This window comes from Brucella sp. NBRC 12953 (genome assembly GCF_040369775.1).
In the GTDB taxonomy this organism is placed as follows: domain Bacteria; phylum Pseudomonadota; class Alphaproteobacteria; order Rhizobiales; family Rhizobiaceae; genus Brucella; species Brucella pseudogrignonensis.
Map to the genome: position 1 here is coordinate 410,804 of NZ_BAABSV010000003.1, position 22,122 is coordinate 432,925.

The window sequence follows — 22,122 nt, forward strand, 5'->3', positions numbered from 1 at the left end:
TACCTCTCATGCTGCCTCGACACGGGCCGCGCGCAAGGATCCAATCAGATCGAGATAGCGTGCTGCGGTGGTGTCGATGGTGTCCGGGTGCCGCGCGTTTTCGCCAAGCGACTGGCGCAGGTCCGGGTTTTCCGCCATGCGTCGCATTGCTTGGGCGAGCGCCAGCGGATCATTGGGCGGAACGGTGAGACCATTGATGCCATCAGTGATCATCTCGGCCATTCCACCAATATTGCTGCAGATGACGGGACGGTTCTGTCCCTGTGCTTCCTGAATGACGAGTGGAGCGTTTTCCCACCAGATCGAAGGCATGACGGCGCAATCCACGGATTGGATGAGTTGCGCGATATCCTCGCGGCGATAAGCACCACGCCGCTGCACAACAGGAGATGTCTGGGCAAAAAGCTCATCGACTTCGCCGACAAAGCTCTCGCTCTGGAAGGGAGCTGCTCCATGAACACGGAGCTCGAAATCAAATCCCTCGGCAATGAGCAGCTTTGCGGCCTCAAGCAGAACCGTTGCACCCTTCCACGGGTTGAGATTGCCAAAATAGCCAAAGGTCGGCTTGGACCGCTCATGCGAAACAGCCGTTGATCTTGGACGTTCCGGCTGGCCATTGGGGATGACCTGAATGCGATCATCGGCAAGGCCCCATTCTACATAGCGCTGTTTAAGAAACGCACTTGGGGAAACAAACGCATCGACAGTGCTCAGCAGCGATTTGATGTGCCGCTCACGAAGCACAAATTTATCCAGCGCAATATCTTTGAAACAGGCGTGGCAGCGATCTGGACTTGCCCCATGACAAAGTTCTTTGCCGGTGGTGCGAACCATCAGCCCGTCATGATGACAGATAGGGTAATAATCGTGCAGCGTCAGGACAATCCGGCAATCGGGCAGGGTGCGGCGTACGATATGCGGGAATTCTGCGCCCAAAAGCAGCAGATGATGCAGGTGCACAATGTCGGGCCTGAAGTCACGCAGCAGTTCAACAATATCCGGCACAATTCCGTATAGGTCGATCTGGCTCATATAGAAGCGATCAAAGTGCCCTGACCACAGCAGAATTTCATCGCCGCCATTGCCGATGCTCTGAAAGCTCGTGCCCGGACGCGCTTCGCGATGCACCTTGTTGGTTGCACCTAGAAACATCGCTTCACAGCCTGCCCGCTGATAGGCGCGGAACAGATCATGGGCGAAAATTTCCGTTCCGCCGGGGTGCAGCGATGGATGGTTGTGGGCTGCGATGAGTACACGCGGGGCCATCAGACGCCACCTCCGCGCGAGGCAATGAAGACATCCTGATAGTGATCGGCTTCAATGCCGCGCCAATGTCCAAAGGACTTTGTTTGTAGCTCCAGCTTGGCACCTGTAAGCGCACGATCCAGAAAACCGTTTTCGAAGCCGACCGCCGCAAGGGGCGGAAGTTCCGGCACAAACCAGCAAGGGCCGGTTCCGTGACGCTCAAAGGAGAGGCGCTTGTCGCGCTTGCCGTGCCGGTCGCGAGCGGCAATGTCGTCCACGACAAAGGCAGTCATGAACAGTTTGCCACCAGGCGCCAGGACGCGCGAAATCTGTTCCAGATAGGATTTTACCTCGTCAGGCGGTAAATGCGTGACCACCGAGGTCATGATGACGAAGTCGAAGCTCTTATCCGCAAAAGGCAATGTGAGGGTCAGACCGCTCACGCTTCCTTTTGGATTATAAAGATCATGGGCAATGTCGAGATGACGGAACTCGAAATTGGAATAGCGCGCAGTGATGTTCTGGCGACACCAGTTAACGCCACCGACCACAGGATCAATACCGGCATAGCGTGCCTTCGCCGTGTCGAGATACTGGGTCAGTGGTACGGCCATGCGGCCAATCCCGGAACCGATATCCAACACGCGTGAATCAGGCCTCAGCCCGCCCTTGCGGATGAAATGACCAAGGAACTCGGCACCCACGGCGCGATAATCGCCGTCTCCGACGAACACGCTGTTGGGGTCGGGTGAGGGCAGAAACCGGTTCTTCAAAACAGATTGTATCAGCCAGTCAATCTGTTCTTCGGGTATTGCTGGTTTGGCTTCAGGTTCTGGCTGTTTCAGCATTACCACTTCCGTCAAGCGGCGCTCCTTTCAGATTTGGCCACGATCACATTTGAGGGCATTGAGAGCTGCATCTCGTCGTGTTGCGGGGCCATCAATTCACTGATTTCTTCGTTCCAGCGCTGCGTGTGCAGCCAGGAATTATATTGGCTGGCAAGGCCGCGCATATAATCCGCGCTGCGGCGGATTGAGCGGCGCTCGAAATGGTAGAGGGCAACGCTCGGCTCGTAGTAAATCTGGAAACCGAGCTGGCGAATTTTCAGGCACAGGTCGCTATCTTCGTAATCGCCGATGACATAGTCTTCACTGTAACCGCCCACGAGGTCAAAGATGTCCTTGCGGGTAATCAGGCACGCGCCGGTTACCCCCGGAACATCACGCCCACGGCGCGCAGGCGCATAATTCCCGGGCATACCCTTGTGGTAGTGATGATTGAGCCAGATGCCCTGTCGATCGCGGGCGAAATAAAGCCCGGCATGTTGCAGAGAGCCATCTTCAAACAAAAGGCGCGGGCCGATTGCACCGAGCTTCGGCTCATCGAATAGCGGCTGGATCAGCTGCTGCAACCAACCATGTTCGGAAGGCACCACATCCGAATTGAGCATAACAATTGTTGTGCCTGTGGCGATGCTTGCGCCCGCATTGCAGGCGCGCGCATACCCGCCATTGCGGTTCATGATTGCAAGCTTGAACGGCATATCATGCAGGATGTTGAGGCCGCCCAGCATATGCTCCGTGTCATCCTGAATTTCAGGTGAATCGAGCACGAAGATAAATTCAGCATTGGCCATCAGCCACGGATCAGTTGCCATCGATGAAAACTGAAACCGCAGAAAATCGAGATTGCGGTAAAGCGGGATGACGATCGAGGCCAAAGGAGAAGCAGGCGTCTCGCCAAATTCTTTGACTTCCGTGATGCGCACCGTTGCGCCGATCTTCTTTTCAACTTCTGTGAGTGCGGGCGCGAGAATCTGTTCAAACACATGCGGTCGCGCCTGTTGTGGCGGGACGGAACGCAAGATCCGCATTCGCTGCGCGGATGGTTCAAAAGGTTGTGGCGCAGGCACCAGTGGTGCGGTGCTGCCCGAGGTAAGCCGCATCTGAAAACGCGGCTGCAGCAATGCGCCAAGGTTTTTTGCCGATGGCAACCACGCAACAAAGCCTGTCACGTCCCTTTGTGGAGCATCCTCACGCTTGGCAATTTTGCCTGCAAACTTATGGAAATAAGGCTTGAGCGACTGAGCACTGCCGCCTTCAGGCAAATATTCGATATCGGCTAGCATGGCCGAAGGATCATGCATCCAGCCACCGACGATCAGGCCCCCATCCAATGCCAGCGCCAGATCGATTTCGGCTGCCGGCTGAGAAGCAGATTGCGCAATTTGACGGACAGGCAGCGGCGAGCGCGTCTGTAAATCAATGGCAACGGCGGTCCCTGCCGCGTTGATTTTGCCCAGCTGGCGAACCAGAAACTCCCGCAAAGCACCGTTACTCTTCCATTTGCTCCACCATTTGGTGAAGTCGTTCTGTTCTGCCGTTCGGGTTGCCATTTTGCGCACTGCGACACCCTTCTGCCCGCTTAGTACAAGCAGGAGCGATGAAGGCAGATCCTGCGGAGCTTCAACCAGAAGATGGCAGGCCTGCCAGGCATTGCGGCCCTGCTGACCAAGCACAAATCGCGGCGGGATGACCATGACGCTGCCCGGCGTTATGCCGTAAATGGCAGAGATTTCGCCGAGCATCGGATCGACGGCTGTTTCAAGAAGATGATGCCCGGAAACAGGTTCACCACAATGCTGTGCTTCCCGGGGTTCCGGCGTTAACGCGAAAGTCAGCTCGCGCACGAGGGATGCGAATGCCTGATCTCGCGTCAGCCGGAACGTGCTGCGCCAGGTTGTGAGGATATTGGTCAGCAGCTTGATATGGCCGGGCAAAGTGAGATCACTGACGACATGATTGACATCGAATGCTGCAAGCTCATTGGCCGGATAAAGGATTGCTTGTGCCGTAGGTCCCAATGAACCCGCACTTAGCGATAATTCGATTGGTTCGGGTCCGGTCCGCATGGCCCAGAACATGCGCATCCCGCCATTTTCCAGCGGAATGCCAACACTGAGCAGCGGGACGGGCTGGACAGGCGTTTCCAGCGTGCATTTGTTTGTGGAGCGAGCCGGGCCGGGAACATCCCAGATGACCACAGCCACGTCGGCGCATAGACGGCAAATGGAGAGATTCTCGGTTTTGCTTTCAGTGTCCGCCGAATGGTCGAGGTTCAATGTGAGCGCCCTTTCATTCTTGTTGGAAATGCAGGGCCAGAAGCAGCGCTAACGAGGCTGGGTCGGGCCAAAAATCGAGATTGAAAAGAATTAAAGAAGGAACGTGCCCGGCGGGAGGATGCCGGGCACGCACTCAATCGTTTAATCAGTGGACAGTGAAATACTGGTCGGGATGAGCCTGTATATCTTCTGCACTGGTGTTCACGAGGGTAACGGTGTCGCCATTGCCGAGATCGACAACGACATTGCCACCAACCTGTGTGACACGGTCTGCGAGGTCATCCGCCGAATTGACATCAAGGCCATTGATGCCCTGCTGGATCTGAAGGATGTCTTCGCCTGGGTTGAAGTCAAGGATGACGTCGTTTCCGCCGCCGCCATTGAACAAGAAGACGTCGCTACCGGCACCGCCGATAAGGATGTCATCTCCAGCACCGCCATCGAGGATGTCGTTGCCGTCGCCGCCCAAGAGAATGTCATTCCCTTCGCCGCCGAAGAGAAGATCCGAGCCTGCACCGCCCTGAAGAACATCGTCTCCAGCGCCGCCAAACAGCACATCGTTCCCATCGCCGCCGCTCAGGATGTCGTTTCCTGCATCACCGAACAGAATGTCATTTCCGTTTCCGCCGAAAAGGAGGTCATCACCATTTCCGCCGAAGAGGATGTCATTCCCGTCATCGCCGAAGATGGTGTCATTGCCATCACCTCCGAATACGAGATCATCACCGCCATGAGCGCGGATGAAATCGTCAAAGCGGGAACCGAACAACACGTCGTCGTAGGCGCCGCCTTCTAAAGTGGCCATCTGCTTCTCCTTGTGTTCCTGTATGGGTTACAAAAAGGCCGGGAATAAACCGACCATCATGCTTGTAGTAGTTTGCGCCGCATCAATAAGGATTGCAACACTATTAATTGTTGCAATTTTGGCATCCGTAAGTAACAAATTATTACGAATAATTTATATTACAGTTTTGTAAACACAATTATGATGTATATTTAATATCATTATAATTTCTATTTAGATTATATTTAAATCCAATTTACTTCAAAATTTGAACTGGATCGGTTCGAACGGAAAAATTAATATATTTCAATATGATGACGCCGCGCATGTCGGAACATGCGCGGCGCGGGTATTTTCAGCGTATTCAACCTATGGATGAGTTATATTATAGAATACTCTTTCGTTACGTTTCACGACTATCCGGCTGTTGTTGTGTTAAGCACGCAGCCGGATGCAGTTTAATCTTCGCGGAATGCGCGATTGAGACTGTCGGTAATCGGCGACACGAGATAGTCGATTGCGCGGCGGTCTTTGTGAACAATGATGATTTCTGCAGGCATACCGGGATAAAGTCGTGCAGTTGGATTGGCGACAATCGCCTCAGGCGTAATTTCAGCGCGGGCGACGAAATAAGCCGTATCTGTCTTTTCGTCGAGCGACTGGTCGGCGGCGATATAGGTCAGTCTGCCGTCGAGCGGCGGCATTGAGCGCTGGTTGTAAGCTGTCAGTTTGATCTGCGCGCTTGCCCCCAAAGAAATACTATCGATGTCGCGTGGGCTGATCTTCATTTCCACCACCATGGGTTCGTTTTCCGGTACGATATCCATGATCGGTTCACCTGGAGCCACAACGCCGCCAGGCGTCCGCAGCCGGATATTGGCAACAATGCCCTGTTGTGGCGAATTGACCTCGACACGGCGCATGACATCCTTGGCTGCCACGATCCTTTCTTGCACATCGGACAATTCGACCTGACTTGATGTAATCTCGCCAGCGATTTCCGACTGAAGGTCGCTTTCAATCGCGCTCAGTGCAAATTCGGCGCCGGCTTTTGCCTGTCCAGCCTTTGCCTTGTCGCCAGCATATTCACCGCGATCACCGGAAAGCTGGCTCAAACGTGTATCGATTTCAGTGAGTTTTGATTTCTGCGCGAAGCCTTTCTCAACAAGACTTGCGATAGCATTGCGCTGTTCAGTGATCAGTTCGATCTGGCGATCAGTCGCGGAAATCTGTGAAGTCGAAGCCTTTTCCTGCTCGGTATATTGCTCAATGGTTTTTTGCTGAATGTCGATTTTGCTCAGCTTCTGGGCGAGGCGCTTCTGAAAAAAGATGTTCTCTGCGCGAACGGCGTTTTCAGCATTCTCGCCACCGTCAGCAAACTTTTCCGGAAAGGTGATTTCCTTTGCACCAGACTGCTCGGCACGCAGGCGCGCAAGTTTTGCAATCAGACCGATGCGACGGCTTGCGAGAGATTGAAGTTCGGATCGCGCCTTTGTTGCATCGAGCCGGACTAGCGGCTGACCAACTTTGACGACATCGCCTTCCTGCACCAGTAGCCGATCAAGAATGCCGCCTTCGAGATGGCTGATCGTTTTGCGTTTGGAATCAACAATAACCGTACCCAGTGCCACAGCCGCACTGCCAAGATTGGCGGAATAGGCCCAGGCAAAAAAGCCGCCAAAGGCAACGCCGATTGTTGCAAGCCCTGCGATAATCAGCCCGCGCAGCGGCGATTTCATATCTTCCTGTTCGATATCATGCGCCCATTCCGGCTTAACAGAGCCAAATCGGGTCAACGACTTGTTGTCGGATGACTCTGCACGCGGGGCGAGCAGGCTGGAAACACGACGCGGAATAACGGATTTGCCCATCATGCGCTTGCTGCTCCCATTTTAGGGCCAGTCGTGGCCGGGGTAAGTGTGGAGACCACATCGGTTCGTGGGCCGAATTGCGAAATCCGACCGTTTTCGAGCACCAGCAGCTTGTCTGCGACCTGCATGATAGACGGGCGATGTGCGATCATGATGACAATGGCACCGTCGTCGCGCGCGTGTTCGATGGCCCGCATCAGGGCGCGTTCGCCGACCGCATCAAGGTTCGAGTTCGGCTCGTCCAATACGATGATGCGCGGACGGTTATAGAGGCAGCGTGCCAATCCGATACGCTGGCGCTGACCGCCCGAAAGCGTCAGTCGTCCGTCACCCACAGGTGTATCATAACCAAGTGGCATACGCCCGATCATCTCGTGCACATCAGCAAGGCGTGCGGCTTCCAATACGCGCTGCGGATCGCTGTCACCCATGCGGGCGATGTTGTCTTTGATCGTGCCGTCGAGCAGCGAAACCGATTGCGGCAGATAGCCGGCGATTTCGCCAAAAGAGCCGCGTTCCCAGAGATAGACATTGTTGCCATCCAGGAAAACACCGCCGGACGTGGGCTTAACGATACCGATCAGCAAGCGTGCAAGCGTAGACTTGCCTGCAGCCGAAGGTCCGACGACGCCAAGCACTTCGCCCGGTGAGATCGAAAACGAAATGCCTTTGATGATTGGCACATCGACGCCGGGTGCCGCATAGATCAGCTTGTCGACAACCAGATCACCATTGGGGCGGGGGGTTGGCATTGTCTGACGTACAGCAAGGTTTTCGGAAAGCAGGGATTGAACGCGTTTCCAGCTTGCAATTGCGCTGACCCACTGGCGCCAGTTCTCAACAATCCGGTCAAATGGCATCAGCAGGCGACCGATGATGATGCTGGTAGCGATCATTGCGCCCGGCGTGATCTCCTGCTGCATCGCCAGAAGCGTACCGGCGCCAAGTGAGCCGATCTGCACAATGAAGCGTGCCGTTCGCGCAATGGATGACATAGCACGGGCTCGTGTTCCGCCCAGATCAAGCACTTCAAGCGCCTGCATCTGCATGGTGCGCCAGCGGCGCGCCAAAGCGGGCAACATGCCCATGGCTTCAATGGCTTCCGCATGACGCAGGCTGCTGCCGATTTTGGCGACAGCCTCGACATTGGCCTGATTGGCTTCCTGTATGAGGTTGCGGGTCAAAAGATCGGTCAGCACACCACAGGCAACCAGAATGATGACTGCGGCCAGACCGATCAGGCCGAGCATTGGATGCAGCATGAACAGCACACCAAGGAAGATCGGCGACCAAGCCGCATCAAGCGGCGCATTGATGGCGGGTGAGGTTAGAAAGCTGCGCAGTTCAGTGAGATCGCGCAGCGTTTGGGTGGCTTTTGGCAGGCCTTGGTTGACCGATGCCTGCACGGCCGCAGTCAGCACTGCCAAGTTTAGCCGGCGAACGAGTGCGCTGCCCATAGCCTGAAACGAAAGTGCCCGAATGTATTCCAGAACACCGAATACGAGCATCGCACCCACGGCCAGAATCGTCAGCATGGTCAGTGTGTCCATGCTTCGGCTGTTCAGCACCCTATCATGAACCTGCAACATATAGAGGGGCACAGTAAGTTGTAGCAAATTGATACAGGCACTCAAAAGCACCGCATAAAGCAGGCCTGACAGGAAAACGCGCCGAGCCTTGAAAATAAGGCTTTTGGACGTAGTTACAGAATCGTCGGGCCTTTTTTTATCCGCTGGGCTCTTGCCAACTGGATTGTTTTCGCGAGTATCATTCATACGCGATCTGCCTTGTAATGGTCACAGGTGGCGGATATCCCTAAAAAGTGTGGTCTAGTTCTCAAGATCAGTAAAGTAATACTGCAGAGAATGTGACAGAAAAAAGTTTTTATGGCGGGGAAATGTGAAAGGAGCCAAATAAATATAACTGCAAATTTCTTCAAAATTTGAAGTAAAATTGAAAAATGGAGAGCTAAAGATGCAAAAACTTCTGCACGAGGGAGTGGAAGTCGAGACATCAGTCGATAGATTTACTTCCGTCGACTTTCCTGAAGTTACCGCCGAAAAACAGGAACGCAGACATCCGGTTCATACAGTTGTAATTACCCATTTCGAGCTGGCCCGGATGATAGAAAGAGTGAATCGTCGCTTTGTAAGCCTTCTGAAAACGGAGCTTACCAAGTTGGGCGTGGAAGACGTTGGCCCAGCACAGACCTTGGTTCTGATGGCTATTGGCGATGTCGAGCTCACTGTGGGTGAACTATTGGATCGCGGGCACTATGTCGGTTCCAACATTTCCTATTATCTTAAACAACTTACAGACGGCGGGTATGTCGATCGCGTTGCCTCTCAGAGGGATAAAAGATCGGCTCGTATTCGTCTGACTGACAAGGGTGAACGGCTGTGTACGAGCTTGCGAAATGCCAGCAGAACCTACAGCCATGTGCTTGCCCGCGACGACGACGATCTTCGAAATCTCGAGATCGCATACCAGACTCTGCACCGGCTTGAGCTCGTGTGGGGCAATGCCGCGCGTTATGGCATTTGATGCTGAATCGCGGTTTTTCGACCGATAACCGGACACTTTTTGTGACATGCGTATAGCTTTTGTGCACAGGCGCGGTTTCGGCCAGTTTGCTGCGTTAGCCGAGAATCTGGCTACCAGTGGACATGATGTCAGCCTGATTTGTGAGACAGTGGACCGTCGCCTCCCAGCGGTCCGCGTCATCCGCCACCGAGTAGAATCTGGTCCTCGCCCAAATGGGGCGATGGCCAGATATCTGGAAATACCCGATCATCATACGAGGATCGGGTATCGGGTGGCTGAAACCCTGGAATCCATGGCACGTCATGGCCAAGCGCCCGACATTGTGATCGGTCACATCGGTTGGGGCAGTATGATGTTCGTGAAAGACGTACTGCCCACCACACCCGCGCTGGGTTACTGCGAATTCTTCTATCGCGCGCATGGCGCGGATGTTGGCTTTGCGCCTGATGACAGACCGGATATGGAAACGCGAAAGCGGCTGCGCCTGCGAAATATGGCCCAGCTTGTTACGCTCGACGGTATTGATGGCGGTTTCAGCCCCACGCACTGGCAGAAGAGCCTTTACCCCAAATCTGCCCAGAAGCGGATTGCGGTCGTGCATGAGGGCGTGGATACGAAATTGTTTTATCCAGACCGGCACGCTTCAATTGAGCTGCCGGGCGGGCGCGTGCTCAAGGCAGGTGAATCCCGGGTGATTACATTTGTTGCGCGCGATCTCGAGCCCTATAGAGGTTTCCCTCAGGCACTGGAAGCAGCGCAAAAAGTTATCCGGCAAAATAACGACGCGATATTCGTGTTTGTTGGTGGAGATAGCGTGAGCTACGGCACGCCGCCGCCCGGTGGCGGCTCGTGGCGCGAATATCTGCTTCGTGAAACCGAGCTGCCACCGGACCGGATTGTTTTCCCTGGCACCATTTCCCATGCGCAGCTGCGCAAACTCTACCAGATCTCTACCGCCCATATCTATCTCACCTATCCGTTTGTGCTGTCCTGGTCCGTCATTGAAGCCATGGCATGTGGTGCGCTCATCATAGGCTCTGATACGCCACCGGTGCGCGAGGTGATCCGGGCAGGGAAAAATGGCCTTCTCGTACCATTTTACGATACCGACATATTGGCGGAAACGATTCTGAACGTGCTTCGAGATCCCGATGCGTGCCTGCCGATGCGTGCTGCTGCACGCAGAACAGTGGAAACGCGCTTTCGGTTGTCGGAATGTTTACAACAGCAAAAAACCTTGATCGAAGCAGTATTAGATGGCCGATGAGTGTTATGTGGCAACAATCGGGCATACAAGGCCAAATGATATAATATAAAATCCCTTATTTCTGCGTGTTTAAGCGCTGTATTCAATATATTTTCATATTGTTTCAAATTTTGAATTAAATAGCTTCCAAATATTCGTAATATTATCATATAGTCTTCGCTATATTATTGTTGACAATACATAATCAGTATTTTCTCATTGAGAGTAGAAGCCAAACCTCCCAAGTTGGCTCTTAGACAATGGATGATTATGTTGAGCACACCACTTCCAGCGATCTCGGCGCGGAAAACCCGCCGTTATGCCATTGCTTCAATGCGTGATCGTGAAGCGTTGGAATCGACTTCTCTCGGCGAACTGACAGCTTTCGTTGAAGGAGACGGCAAGCGTCTGCGTCTGGCGAATACATTTCCACTCGTTGCTGTTGCCGCTTCCGATGAGGGCGCAAAAGAACTCAATGGCGTCCTGCAGCAGCTTTACCGGATGCGTACCATTCCTGAAGTCCCCGTCGTGCGCGTTGATGAGGCGTCCCCTGAAACCATACCGCTTCTCGTATCGCAGCTGCTTGAAAACGGCCTCGACCGGCTTGTCGGCCATGTGAGCAAAGTGCATGCCGAGCTTGCGATGCTGCGTCGTGAACGCGAAACGATGTTCGAAAATTATCGCGCTATCGAGGATGCCTTTCACGCCCGCAACTGGGATTCCTCTACAGAGATTTTCAGCCATGCGCCTTTGGTCGATCCAAAGGATGAAGGTTTTGCACGCTTGCTGCGTGAATCGGAAATTGAACAGCTCTTTCCAGTTTCAAGCTATGCCGTCTCGGGCTTTGCCCTGCATTTCCGCGACATGCCTGCCAATCGCAACGGACAGCTGATCGTAACGCTCGATTATCTGGAGAATGGCGAAGGCATTGCCGAATGGCTCGTGCCTTATGCCACGCTTCATTCGGAATGGAATTTCTTCTCGCTGCCTAAGGCTTGCGATGGTAGCCACCGGACCCTGCGTCTGCGAATTTCCGCGACCGGCGGTGTGCCACCAGAACTCTCGTTGGGCAATGTGATTGCCAATGAACGCTATGCGGCTCGTGCCCGCATCCCGCATGGCGATCTCGATATGCGTCCGCTGGCACTTCGTATTTTTACGGGGCTTCCGGGCGTTCGGCCAGCATCATTGCCCAACGCAATTGTGCCGACATCGCTCATCAATGGCCGCAAGGTTGATGATTATCGCCTGCCGATTGAATTGCTGCGCAATGTCGCCAATGTTTCCGTTACCCCCCTGACGCCGGATTTCCCAACCGTGCGGTTTCTTGAACATGAGGATGCAATCGGCTGCCATCCACTTGAGGAAGGTATTACGGCCGCTGCCATCCGCCGGGTTGTTGCCCCCGGTACGGTCCGGATTTCAGCGCGTGCCGTGATCGACCACCCTGAGGGACAGCCATGCGTGGCCGGTTTGCTGCTGGTCAATCTCGCTTCCGATGTGAAGGAAGAGATCGACGCGATCACCAATATGGACCGCCGGCGCGCACAGGTCTTGTTCAGTGGCTGGTCGGAAGTGGCTCCCAATCGTCCGATCGATATCAATTTCATGCTCGAAGAGCCGATTGATCGCACGATGGATCTGATCGTGCTCAGCAAGGCTGCAGGTGATTCAGTCGACTTTTCCTGGTTGAAGATTTTCAACTTCCGCCTGGTCAAGCACATCGAAGCCGCAAGCCCCGTTCAGGAATTAGCCAAAGAGGTTGCGAATGTACGATAGATCGAGAGATTTGATCGTCGTTGCCATGCCGCTTTATGGCCATGCGGCGCTTGCGCTTGAGGCGCTTGAAACCCTTCTTGCCTCGGAAACGGTTTTCCGTACCCAGATCGTCGTCTCCGTCGATGGTGATCCGCGTCGCGAAGTTTTCGACAGTCTGGCGCTTTATGCGGCAGCACATCCCAATATTCATGTCATTTTCGGAGAGAATGCCGGCCCCGGTGGCGCACGCAACCGCGCGGTCGATTATATTCTTGAAGAGATGCCGGATGTGAAGGCCGTCTATTTTGTAGATGCCGATAACCGGGTGCAACCGCAAACCATCGACACGCTTTATCGCAAGCTTCTGGCAAGCAATGCCGGTTGGGTTTACACCAATATCGACACGTTTTCAGTCAATTGGCGCGCGCATTATGGCGATAGTTATTCGCGGCTTATTCACTGCATTACTGACAATATCTGCGATACCGGCTCAATGATTTCAGCTGAAGTGTTCCGCAGCGGCGTGCGCTTTGACGACGACCGGCAGAACGGTTTTGAAGACTGGGAATTCTGGCTTTCGGCCATTGAAGCCGGTTTCGTCGGAACGCCATGCCATGACACCGGGTTCGAATATCGCCTGCGGGCTGAGAGCCGCTTCAAGGAAGCCAATCGCGACCGCTCCGGCTCCATCAATTTTCTCCGCAAACGACATAAGGCGCTGTTTCGTCGCCCGACGCTTGTGGGTTTCGAGCATGAGGAATGTCCGCGCTATGGCGTGATCCGTGCAGGTGAAGGAACAGTCAGTCTTTTTACTGATCTTAGCCTTGGCACGACTGATCTTAAATTTGATGATGCCATCCGCGCATTTTGGGGTAGCGTTTCCGAGCCGGATAATTTTCACTTCCCGCCCTTTCTTGCTTCATCCAACACCGAAACTTTGAAGCTTCTGGCGCGGTCGCGGCTGTTGCCAAACATCCTGTCTCGGCTTGAGAGGCTTTCTGAACAGGCGAATATCGTCTTTGTCGAACTGACCAATGTTGAAGACGAGCGGCGTATCGATACTGACATCACGCCTTCCGGCACGCGCCAGCCCCATGCGGATCTGATTTTCGTCTCGACGAAACTGATCAAAGACATCATCGAAAACGATGCGCTGGATTGGTTTGCGTCATTGGGTACACAGCAATTGTGGCCCACCTCGGCGCGCATGAAAGTCCGCTTCCCATTTCCGCGCGTTCGTCAGCGCAGGGCGCTTTCCCGCCCCGAACAGTCGATGCTCAATCTGGTGACATCGATTGCGACAAGCCCGCTCAAACAAAGTGCCGCCATGCGCTGGACATGGCGTCCGCGCCGTCTGCCAGCACTTTCAGAAATGTATCAGGTGTTGCGCGATGAAATGGGCGGTGGACCAGTTCTGCCGCTTGCGCATAACACCGCAAGAAAGAAGACGGCTGCAGTTCTGGTGCCCAATGCCTCCTTTGGGGGAGCAGAGAAGGTGGCTTATGCGGCTGGTCGTGAGTTGAAGAACCAGGGATTTGAAACGCATCTGTTCGTGCTTGGCAATGAGCGCATGGATGTGCTCGACGAGTTCGATCAATCCTTCGACTATTTGCACTTCTGGAAAGAAGGTATTCCTGCGTGGGGCGACACAAACCGCTTCCTTGGGCAGGATTTCATAACCGAAGATCATCCGCTTGATTGGGGCATCCTGCGCGGGCAACTCTCCGGTTTCGATCTCGTGGTCAACAATCACGTCATGGCAGCGCATCCTTTGATGGGCAAGCTGCGTTCGGAAGGCACACGCACGGCCTGTTATCTGCATGTGGTGGACGAAACCGTCTTCCGCAGGCAAGCGGGCCAGCCCTATGCGGCGATTGCTTTCGAACACGCTTATGACGCGTTTCTCACCTGTTCAGATCAGTTGAAAATCTATCTGCACAGCTTTGGCGTGCCGTTTGAGAAAGTATTCTCGGTGCCTAATGGTGCGAGCTTCTCCATTGATTCAAAGCTGCGTGCGCAGGTAACAGCCGCGCGTAAACAGATACGCAAGGGTGAGCCATTTCGGATGCTTTATATGGGCCGTCTTGATCGCCAAAAGGGGATCGACCGGTTACATGACGCAATCGTCAAGCTCAAAGAGCATGGCATTGTGTTTGAAGCGCAAGCCATCGGTGGAGAAATCCTTTCCGACGATCCAAGTGCATCTTGGATGACGCGTCTCAAAGATGCGGGCGTGAAGGTCTCGCCACCGGTCTTCGACGGAAGAGATATTGCAAACCATCTCGCTTGGGCAGATGTGCTTTTGATGCCGTCGCGCTGGGAAGGCGCACCGCTGATGATTGCCGAAGCCCAGCAGCTCGGCTGTGTGCCGGTTGCAACTGCGGTGGGTGCTGTCGATGAGCTGATCAATCATGGTCGCGACGGCATCTTAATCCGCAATGGCAATGATGCGCAGATCGTGGCCGATATGACGCGCATTCTCACCATTCTCGCGCAGGATCGCGAAGCCCTGATGCGTACGGCTGAAGGCGCATTGGCATCAGCCGCTCACCGCACATGGAGCGCTGCTTTCTCCGAATTTACCGATTGGGCCAATGAAATAAGCCCGGTCTATCCGAAATCCCGGTCCTCCCAGCCGGACGTTGCAGACGATGCCAGCACGATTGCCGTTTTCCCCGGCCGTGCAGTTGCCTGATTATACCAGAAAGGTCGACCTATGAGCCGCCCAACCAACCCAAGAATTCTTGTCACCGGCATTCCGAGCCATCTGACACGTCTCATTGATCGCGCAGACAAAGCGCAGGTCTATTATTCGGAAAAGCAGAAGGATTCAGAATCCAGGGATAATTTTATCCAGGAACTGAAAAACATCTCCAATACCGGAAATTATTTGATCGGCGAGGGCGCAATGACGGCCCTTCTGCCGTCAGCCAAGCATATTCCGTTCTGGCATCTCTATAATTGCGTGAACAATGGAACAGGTGTCGAGGAGATCAACAAGGAGTTCGATATCTGCGTCTTCACTTGCGCAAACCTTCTGCGCAAAGGCCTGTCAGCAGATGCGGAAGCGCTGGTTTTATCCAAGCTCGATATGCCGGTGGTTATGCTGGGCATTGGTATCCAGAACCGCCCTGATATTGAGGGCGAAGACGGTTTACCTGCTGGCACGAAGAAGCTTCTCGAAGTGCTTAAATCTCGCGAGCATTATTTCCTTACCCGCGGTGAAAATGCAGCCGGCTATCTTCGTGATCAGGGCTTTTCCTATGTGCGTCCGGTTGGTTGCCCGTCGCTTTATTTCCGTCCTGATAATATGCGCAAGGCCATTACGCGTCTGTCGCAGGTTAAAGTAGGTGAAGGCCGCACAGTTTTCACAGGCTATATGGGTGCAGAACTTGAAACCATCGGCGACATGAATGCGCTGAGTTCCGACGATGGTCGTTCAGCCTATGTGGTGCAGGATGAGCTTCTGCATTTCGATATGCAGCTTGAATCGGACGCCAATGGCCGTGCTTATGATTCAACGACTGGTGAGCTGGTGGGACCGCTGACCTACAAAGGCTCAAGCGATCTCAAGAAGAAGCTCAGCGTTCACGCTTTCCTTGACACCAATCAATGGCGTGCCTGGTGCTCGACGATGGACTTCTCATTCGGTCGTCGCTTCCACGGAAATATCATTTCCATGCAGGCGGGCGTACCAAGCCTTATGGTCGCCGTTGATGATCGTATGCGTGAAATGCTCAATTTCTCCGGTCTGCCAAAGATTGATGCCCGTGATCTCAATGCAGCCAACGACCGGCGCGCTTTCGTGAGTGATCATATCGCAGCAATGAACATCCCTGATGTGGTTGAAAAATACTCGGCTCGCGAACGCAATTTCCGAAGCGTGCTTTCAGACATCGGCATTGGGGCATCTCACGCCTAATCCAAATCCAGCAATTTTCTTTAATTTAAGCGAAGATGGATCACCATGCGCATAATGATTACCGGCATTCCGTCCTATTTGATGCGGACCGTGGAAAGCGTTTCGGGTGCAAGTGTTAAACACCGCCCTTATTTCGAGCCCATCCGCACCAAAAAGGATGTGACCGATCAGGTCAAAAAGATTGCCAATACTGGCAATTACCTCATTGGTGAAGGCGCTGCCAATGCTGTCCGCGGCCATGATGTGACTTATGTTCCGTTCTGGCATCTGGCCAACAGCCTCAATTCACCTGACACCTATGCAAAGCTCAATGAAAGCTTTGATCTTTGCCTGTTTGCATCGGCAAATCTTTTGCGTCCCGGTTATGCCGCAACAACGGAATCCTTCGTCTTTGAAAAGCTGAACATGCCGATTGTTGTCATGGGCATCGGCATTCAGAAGAAGGAAAATCTGAAAGCCGAATTGCCGGAAGGCACGCGCCGGTTTTTGGAAATTCTGCGCCGCAAGGAAAGTTTCTTCCTCACACGCGGGCATTTCACGGAAGCGTTCCTGAAAGATGCGGGCATGAAATATGTCCGCCCGACCGGCTGCCCTTCGCTCTACTATCGGCCAGAGCAGATGAAGCTATCGCTGAGCCGTCTTGCTGATCCGAGCCTTGCGGATGCGCAAAAAATCTCATTCGGCGGCTATCTCGGCAGTGTGGCCGATACGATTGTCGATGCCCATGCGCTGCTCGAAAAAGACAGCGTTGCAAGCTATGTCATCCAGGACGAGGTGATCGTCTATAATATGAACATCGCAGGCGAAGATCATGCGCAAGCTTTCGATGAGGCGGCAAGCCGCATCACCGCACCTGTCGATTACAAACACATGGAAAAGTGGCAGCGCAAAAACGAGCTGCTGGTGTTTTTCGATACGCATAAATGGCGCAGCTGGATTTCCAGTCAGGATTTCGGTTTAAGCCGTCGTTTCCACGGCACGATCATCGGTATGCAGTCGGGTGTTCCGGGGCTGATGATCGCGGTCGATGACCGAATGCGAGAAATGCTCGGCTTCGTCGGCTTTCCACATATTGATGCAAGCATCTGGAACCGTGAGCCGCAGAAGAAGGCCTATCTGCGTGACTTCCTTTCCAAGATTGATGTGCCTGCTGCCATCAATCGCTATTCGGAATGTGAAGCCAATTTCAACGGCGCACTCAAGGATATCGGGATAAGATGATGCCAAGCTGCAAGAGCATCAGGGGCAAAACGGTAGCGATGATAACGCTCGTGGGCGCTTTGTCGTTGGCTCTCCAGCCTCAAAGTGCTCTTGCCGATACGCGCTTCGGCGTCAACCGGGTCAATATGGCCTGGCTTAAGCCAGCAGAGCGTGAGCAGATTTTCGATCAGATGGTGGATAATGGCGTGGTGGCAGTTCGGCTGTCCCTCACGCGACCGGTGGATCAGAGTATCGATGCGGTGCGTCTTGCTCATGAAAAAGGTTTGGCCATCCTGCTCGAAATCTCGCTCAATAACGCGGATTTCTATCCTGAAGGAACAAAGCCTCGTTCCGGTCGCGGGCGCATCTGGGATATGTATCGGCTTTCAGATATATCTCCGGATCGCTTTCAGCAGGCGATCGCAGATGCCTTGCAAAAGATTGATGCACTTGGGGTGCCACTGGTTGCTGTGGAACCCGGCAATGAGATCAATTGGGGTGCCTATAATGGCGATCTTGCCATTCTACCCAAGGAAAAGATGAAGACCGCACGTTCTTTGGATGAGATGGAAGATCTGCCTTTGGTCGAAAAGGGTGCAGAAAAATACGTCGAACTTCTGCGCATTGTCAGGGCGGAGCTGGCAAAGACCAAGCACAGCGCCAAAGCAAAAGTCGTATCAGCGGGTTTGTCCGATATTCCTTTCATTGATGCCGACCGGCGCGGAATAGACAGCGTTGATCCAGCCGTCTTTACGGATCTTCTCAGGAAATATGGTCTCAATGATGTGGCCGACGGCTATGGCATTCACATTTATCCGGGCAGCAGCGGCACACGGGCTGCGCGCGCGAAACACATCGCCAGCGCGCTGTCTTTCTGCGGTGGTGCCGATGGCAAGCCATGCTGGATCACCGAATGGGGCTTTGCGAATACCTCCAAAGCCTGCCCGGCCAACGACAATAATCGCGAACAACTGGTCGAGAAGGCACGCGATCGGTTTCGTCAGATGATGGATAGTGGCCAGATCGCAGCCGCTTATTATTTTGATTGGGATGCAAGCACTTACGGTGTGTGGCGTTGTGGTTCGCTGACGCCGGCAGGCCAAGCTGCAACGGTGACGAAATGAAGCTCAAGACTGTAATCATCGGTGGTTCAAACACCGTCATGCTGCCCGGTTATCTACCAACCCTTCTGGGGACGATGGCAAAACGCGGCGTGGAGCTGGACATTGTTGCTGATCTTGCCGTGGGCGGCACCACGAGCGCGCTTGGCCTTTATCAGCTCAAGCAGTTTGAACAGCTCGAGGATTGCGAGCTGCTGCTGATCGAATATGCGATCAATGATGCCTTTGTTTACGGTGATGAACGGCGTCCGTTTCGCCATTGGGCACGATTTTACGAGGGGATCATTCGTTACGCGCTGGAACGCAATCCAAACCTGCGGGTCGCAACGCTTGTATTTGGCGCACGCAATGGCTCATTCCTGAATTCTGTTTCTTCAATTGATGCGGGCATCAATTACATATCGCAATGGTATGGCACCATTTCAGTCGATGTTTCGCGGATGCTGATGCAGCAATATGGCCGTGATGTCGTAAGCAATCCGGCTTTCTATCTCGATCAGGGTCATTATGCGCGCCCTGTTTCAACGACGATTGTAGCCAACTTGATCGCTGATGTTCTCGAACCAGCTTTGTCTATGCAGCATCGCCCAAAAGCGCTGCCATTTGCTATTGATCCCGACCACTTCGCCAATGCACGCGCCTTGAGTGGCGAACAGCTTTGCAAGCGGTTGGGGCGCGTGCCAATTCAATATAGCAACCGCCGCTTTTCAATTTCCGCGCTCGATCTTGGTGCAGACAGAATGCGCTTTGAGGTTGATAACGGCCAACTGCTCGCGCTTGGTTATGTTTGTGATCCCCGTATTCCGCCGCTTGATGTAGCAATCGGCGAGGAGGTCCATCGCGCCGCCATGATGAAGGGTGGCGTGCGCGACGGAACCTATAAATTCCTCGTTTCGATGCTGAGCTTCGAGTTCCTGTACGGGACAAAATTGCTGGAAGCGCGCGGGAATGTATCGCTTATCATGTCCGGTGCCGATGACGGCACCGAGCATAAGCTTCATGTTCCAAAAGACAGCACCCACCATGAAGCACTGCCTGCGGAACCAGTTCTGCCGATCACCGGCATTCTATTTTCAGGTAATCTCAAGACGATGACGCTTGAGAAAAAAACCTCTGCCATACCAATTATCGCAGAAGCCGCTCAGTAATTAAGTTCAGTAATTTTGAGATAAATAATTAGGCCGCCCGGTTTGATAATGCCAGGGCACAGTCTCTCCACGCACTTACCGCAGTTCCCTGCGTCACATTTTCTACAACAATATGCTTTCCATCGAATACACCAGATGCAATCCAGTGACGTGCTTCTCGCTGATATACATCGATCGTAATACCCAGCTGTTCTACTTTGGCTTCTGCCAGCATATATTTTGCTCCACGAATGATGAATCTTGGGCGAAGGTCGCAATATAGACCAAATCCACGACAATCCGATGTCACGTTTGTGCTACCGGATTGTGAATGGCACTTTCAGTGCAAAACAAACTTCCATTATGGAATATTGGTTCCCAATTGAGGAAACAAACATTCAATAAAACGCGCAGCTGTCGGCTGCGGTTCATGATTTGCAAGGCCAGGACGCTCGTTCGCTTCGATGAACACATATTCTGGTGTTTCGGGTGACTTCACCATGAAATCAATGCCCACAACCGGAATATCAATAGCGCGTGCTGCCTTGCACGCAGCATCAACCAATGTCGGTTCCACGATAGTCGTTACATCGTGGATCGTGCCACCGGTATGAAGGTTGGCTGCTTTACGAACGGTAATTTCACGTCTGTCTGTAAGCACGTCATCTAGTATCAGACCTTGCTGCTCAAGACAACGCTTTGTCTCGGCATCAACCGGAATGCGGCTTTCACCGCCCGTTGCAGCCATACGGCGGCGTGATTGAACTTCGATGAGGCGTCTGATCGTTGATTTTCCGTCGCCGATCACGCGTGGCGGACGACGCACCGCGGCGGCAACCAGCTTGTAATCGATAATCACCAGTCGCAGATCTTCACCTTCAAAACAGGCTTCGAGCAACACCTGATTGCAAACCTCTCGCGCTTGCTTGATGGCAGCACGCAGATCCTTCATCGTGGTGACTCCGACAGAAATTCCGCGACCCTGTTCACCGCGCGCGGGCTTCACAACCAGCTTCTGATGTTTTGCAAGAAAGGCTTCCAGCGTTTCATCATCAGCATCGGCTGCGATTTGCTCAGGCACGCTCAGACCGGCTTTTGCGACGGTGCGGCGGGTGACGGCCTTGTCGTCACAGATCGACATGGCGACACCGGATGTCATTTCAGAGAGGCTTTCACGGCAATGGATCGAGCGTCCGCCATGGGAGAGGCGGAAGAAGCCGCCTTCCGCATCGGTGATATCCACATGCACGCCGCGACGCAGCGCTTCGTCCACAATGAGACGGGCGTAAGGATTGAGCGCATCAAGGGAGTTGATCGGCTGGGCGAAAAACTTCTCATTGATCGCGTTTTTGCGTTTGATCGCAAAAAGCGGGACGCGACGAAACTTCAGCTTCTCATAGAGGCGGATTGCATTGTCATTATCGTACAGCACCGACAGATCGACATGGTTGAGCCCACGCGCCTGAAAATGCTCGGCCAGTTTGCGAACCAGCTTCTCACCAATGCCGGGCTGGCGTGCCTGCGGATGCACCGCCAGACACCAGAGCGAGCCACCCTGATCAGGATCATTGAACAGGCGCTGGTGATTGATGCCGGTGACTGTCCCGACAATTTCGCCCGTCGCATCATCCTGCGCGACGAAATAGGTGACGGCACGATTATCGCGTTCTGACGAAAAGAAATCAGCCCGCAACTGTACCATCCCACAGGCGGCATAGACCGCATTGATGCCGTCCGCGTCAATTTCCGATACTGCGCGACGAATGGTGATGCCGCGTGTGCGACGCCCACCAGCGCGGTAATTGGACAGTTCAAGCCGGTAGGTGTGCGATGGATCGAGAAAGATCTCCTGCGGTGCCTGCGATAGAAGCACATGCGGATCGCTGACATAAAACAGAATATCACGGCTTAAAGGAGCCTCAGCGCGCAATGCTTCGATGATGCCTTCATTGCTCTCGAACGTCTGTGCGAAAAGCAACCGCCCCCAACCGCAGTCGAGCACGATATTGCGGTTGGCAGAACGTTCATCTTCCTGCGCGTGACCGTGCAGATGCTCCTGATAAAAGCCCGCACTTTCGGGTGTGCGCAGTCGCGTGAGCCTGTGCGAGAAAGCATTTCTGCCCCTTGCTTTCTGCCGGGTCATTTCAACCTCACCTGTCTTTTTCATTTTGGGCCTCCCAACC

The 22,122-nt window shown here is 53.7% G+C and carries 16 protein-coding genes; 8 read left to right on the top strand and 8 right to left on the bottom strand.

Going from position 1 to position 22,122, the window contains the following annotated elements; translation table 11 throughout:
* Positions 1–6: 6 nt before the first annotated feature.
* The 6 genes from ABWV94_RS09375 to ABWV94_RS09400 all read right to left on the bottom strand — a co-directional run bounded on the left by ABWV94_RS09375 (position 7) and on the right by ABWV94_RS09400 (position 8,796).
* On the bottom strand, positions 7–1,266 hold the full coding sequence (locus ABWV94_RS09375) for a glycosyltransferase family 4 protein (RefSeq protein WP_353413370.1): 1,260 nt from the start codon (positions 1,264–1,266) through the stop codon (positions 7–9).
* Entirely contained in the window at positions 1,266–2,108 is an 843-nt protein-coding gene (locus ABWV94_RS09380; protein WP_502905160.1) for a class I SAM-dependent methyltransferase, read from the bottom strand. The genes ABWV94_RS09375 and ABWV94_RS09380 overlap by 1 nt, the downstream gene beginning before the upstream one ends.
* A complete protein-coding gene (locus ABWV94_RS09385) occupies positions 2,105–4,366 on the bottom strand; it encodes a glycosyltransferase family 2 protein (RefSeq protein WP_353413372.1) in 2,262 nt (753 codons plus the stop codon). Before ABWV94_RS09385 ends, ABWV94_RS09380 begins: the two co-directional genes overlap by 4 nt.
* Positions 4,367–4,511: 145 nt before the next feature.
* Positions 4,512–5,171: a calcium-binding protein gene (locus ABWV94_RS09390; RefSeq protein WP_353413374.1), complete on the bottom strand. Its 660-nt coding sequence runs from the start codon at positions 5,169–5,171 to the stop codon at positions 4,512–4,514.
* Positions 5,172–5,608: 437 nt separating this feature from the next.
* Positions 5,609–7,024 (bottom strand): HlyD family type I secretion periplasmic adaptor subunit, encoded by a 1,416-nt coding sequence (locus ABWV94_RS09395; protein ID WP_353413376.1) that lies wholly within the window; start codon positions 7,022–7,024, stop codon positions 5,609–5,611.
* Positions 7,021–8,796: a type I secretion system permease/ATPase gene (locus ABWV94_RS09400; protein ID WP_353413378.1), complete on the bottom strand. Its 1,776-nt coding sequence runs from the start codon at positions 8,794–8,796 to the stop codon at positions 7,021–7,023. The genes ABWV94_RS09395 and ABWV94_RS09400 overlap by 4 nt, the downstream gene beginning before the upstream one ends.
* Before the next feature lie 199 nt (positions 8,797–8,995).
* Between ABWV94_RS09400 and ABWV94_RS09405 the strand changes: the two genes are divergently transcribed.
* From ABWV94_RS09405 to ABWV94_RS09440, 8 genes are all read left to right on the top strand, one after another.
* The gene (locus ABWV94_RS09405) at positions 8,996–9,565 is read left to right on the top strand and encodes a MarR family transcriptional regulator (RefSeq protein WP_007877300.1); all 570 of its coding nucleotides are present in this window, start codon (positions 8,996–8,998) and stop codon (positions 9,563–9,565) included.
* Between the two features lie 46 nt (positions 9,566–9,611).
* Positions 9,612–10,832 (top strand): glycosyltransferase family 4 protein, encoded by a 1,221-nt coding sequence (locus ABWV94_RS09410; protein ID WP_113159658.1) that lies wholly within the window; start codon positions 9,612–9,614, stop codon positions 10,830–10,832.
* 249 nt (positions 10,833–11,081) lie between these two features.
* The gene (locus ABWV94_RS09415; protein ID WP_079213257.1) at positions 11,082–12,590 is read left to right on the top strand and encodes a DUF6212 domain-containing protein; all 1,509 of its coding nucleotides are present in this window, start codon (positions 11,082–11,084) and stop codon (positions 12,588–12,590) included.
* Positions 12,580–15,264 (top strand): glycosyltransferase, encoded by a 2,685-nt coding sequence (locus tag ABWV94_RS09420; protein WP_353413380.1) that lies wholly within the window; start codon positions 12,580–12,582, stop codon positions 15,262–15,264. Before ABWV94_RS09415 ends, ABWV94_RS09420 begins: the two co-directional genes overlap by 11 nt.
* Before the next feature lie 21 nt (positions 15,265–15,285).
* Entirely contained in the window at positions 15,286–16,491 is a 1,206-nt protein-coding gene (locus ABWV94_RS09425) for a polysaccharide pyruvyl transferase family protein (RefSeq protein WP_353413382.1), read from the top strand.
* Positions 16,492–16,536: 45 nt separating this feature from the next.
* The gene (locus tag ABWV94_RS09430; protein WP_353413384.1) at positions 16,537–17,712 is read left to right on the top strand and encodes a polysaccharide pyruvyl transferase family protein; all 1,176 of its coding nucleotides are present in this window, start codon (positions 16,537–16,539) and stop codon (positions 17,710–17,712) included.
* On the top strand, positions 17,709–18,815 hold the full coding sequence (locus ABWV94_RS09435; RefSeq protein WP_353413386.1) for a glycoside hydrolase: 1,107 nt from the start codon (positions 17,709–17,711) through the stop codon (positions 18,813–18,815). Before ABWV94_RS09430 ends, ABWV94_RS09435 begins: the two co-directional genes overlap by 4 nt.
* A complete protein-coding gene (locus ABWV94_RS09440) occupies positions 18,812–19,960 on the top strand; it encodes an SGNH/GDSL hydrolase family protein (protein WP_353413388.1) in 1,149 nt (382 codons plus the stop codon). Before ABWV94_RS09435 ends, ABWV94_RS09440 begins: the two co-directional genes overlap by 4 nt.
* A gap of 28 nt (positions 19,961–19,988) precedes the next feature.
* Here the strand turns inward: ABWV94_RS09440 and ABWV94_RS09445 are convergent, their stop codons facing one another.
* Together ABWV94_RS09445 and ngg are read right to left on the bottom strand one after the other, a co-directional pair.
* A complete protein-coding gene (locus ABWV94_RS09445) occupies positions 19,989–20,174 on the bottom strand; it encodes a hypothetical protein (protein ID WP_007877280.1) in 186 nt (61 codons plus the stop codon).
* A 126-nt stretch (positions 20,175–20,300) separates the two neighbouring features.
* The gene (ngg, locus tag ABWV94_RS09450) at positions 20,301–22,106 is read right to left on the bottom strand and encodes an N-acetylglutaminylglutamine synthetase (RefSeq protein WP_007877278.1); all 1,806 of its coding nucleotides are present in this window, start codon (positions 22,104–22,106) and stop codon (positions 20,301–20,303) included.
* Positions 22,107–22,122 lie beyond the last annotated feature (16 nt).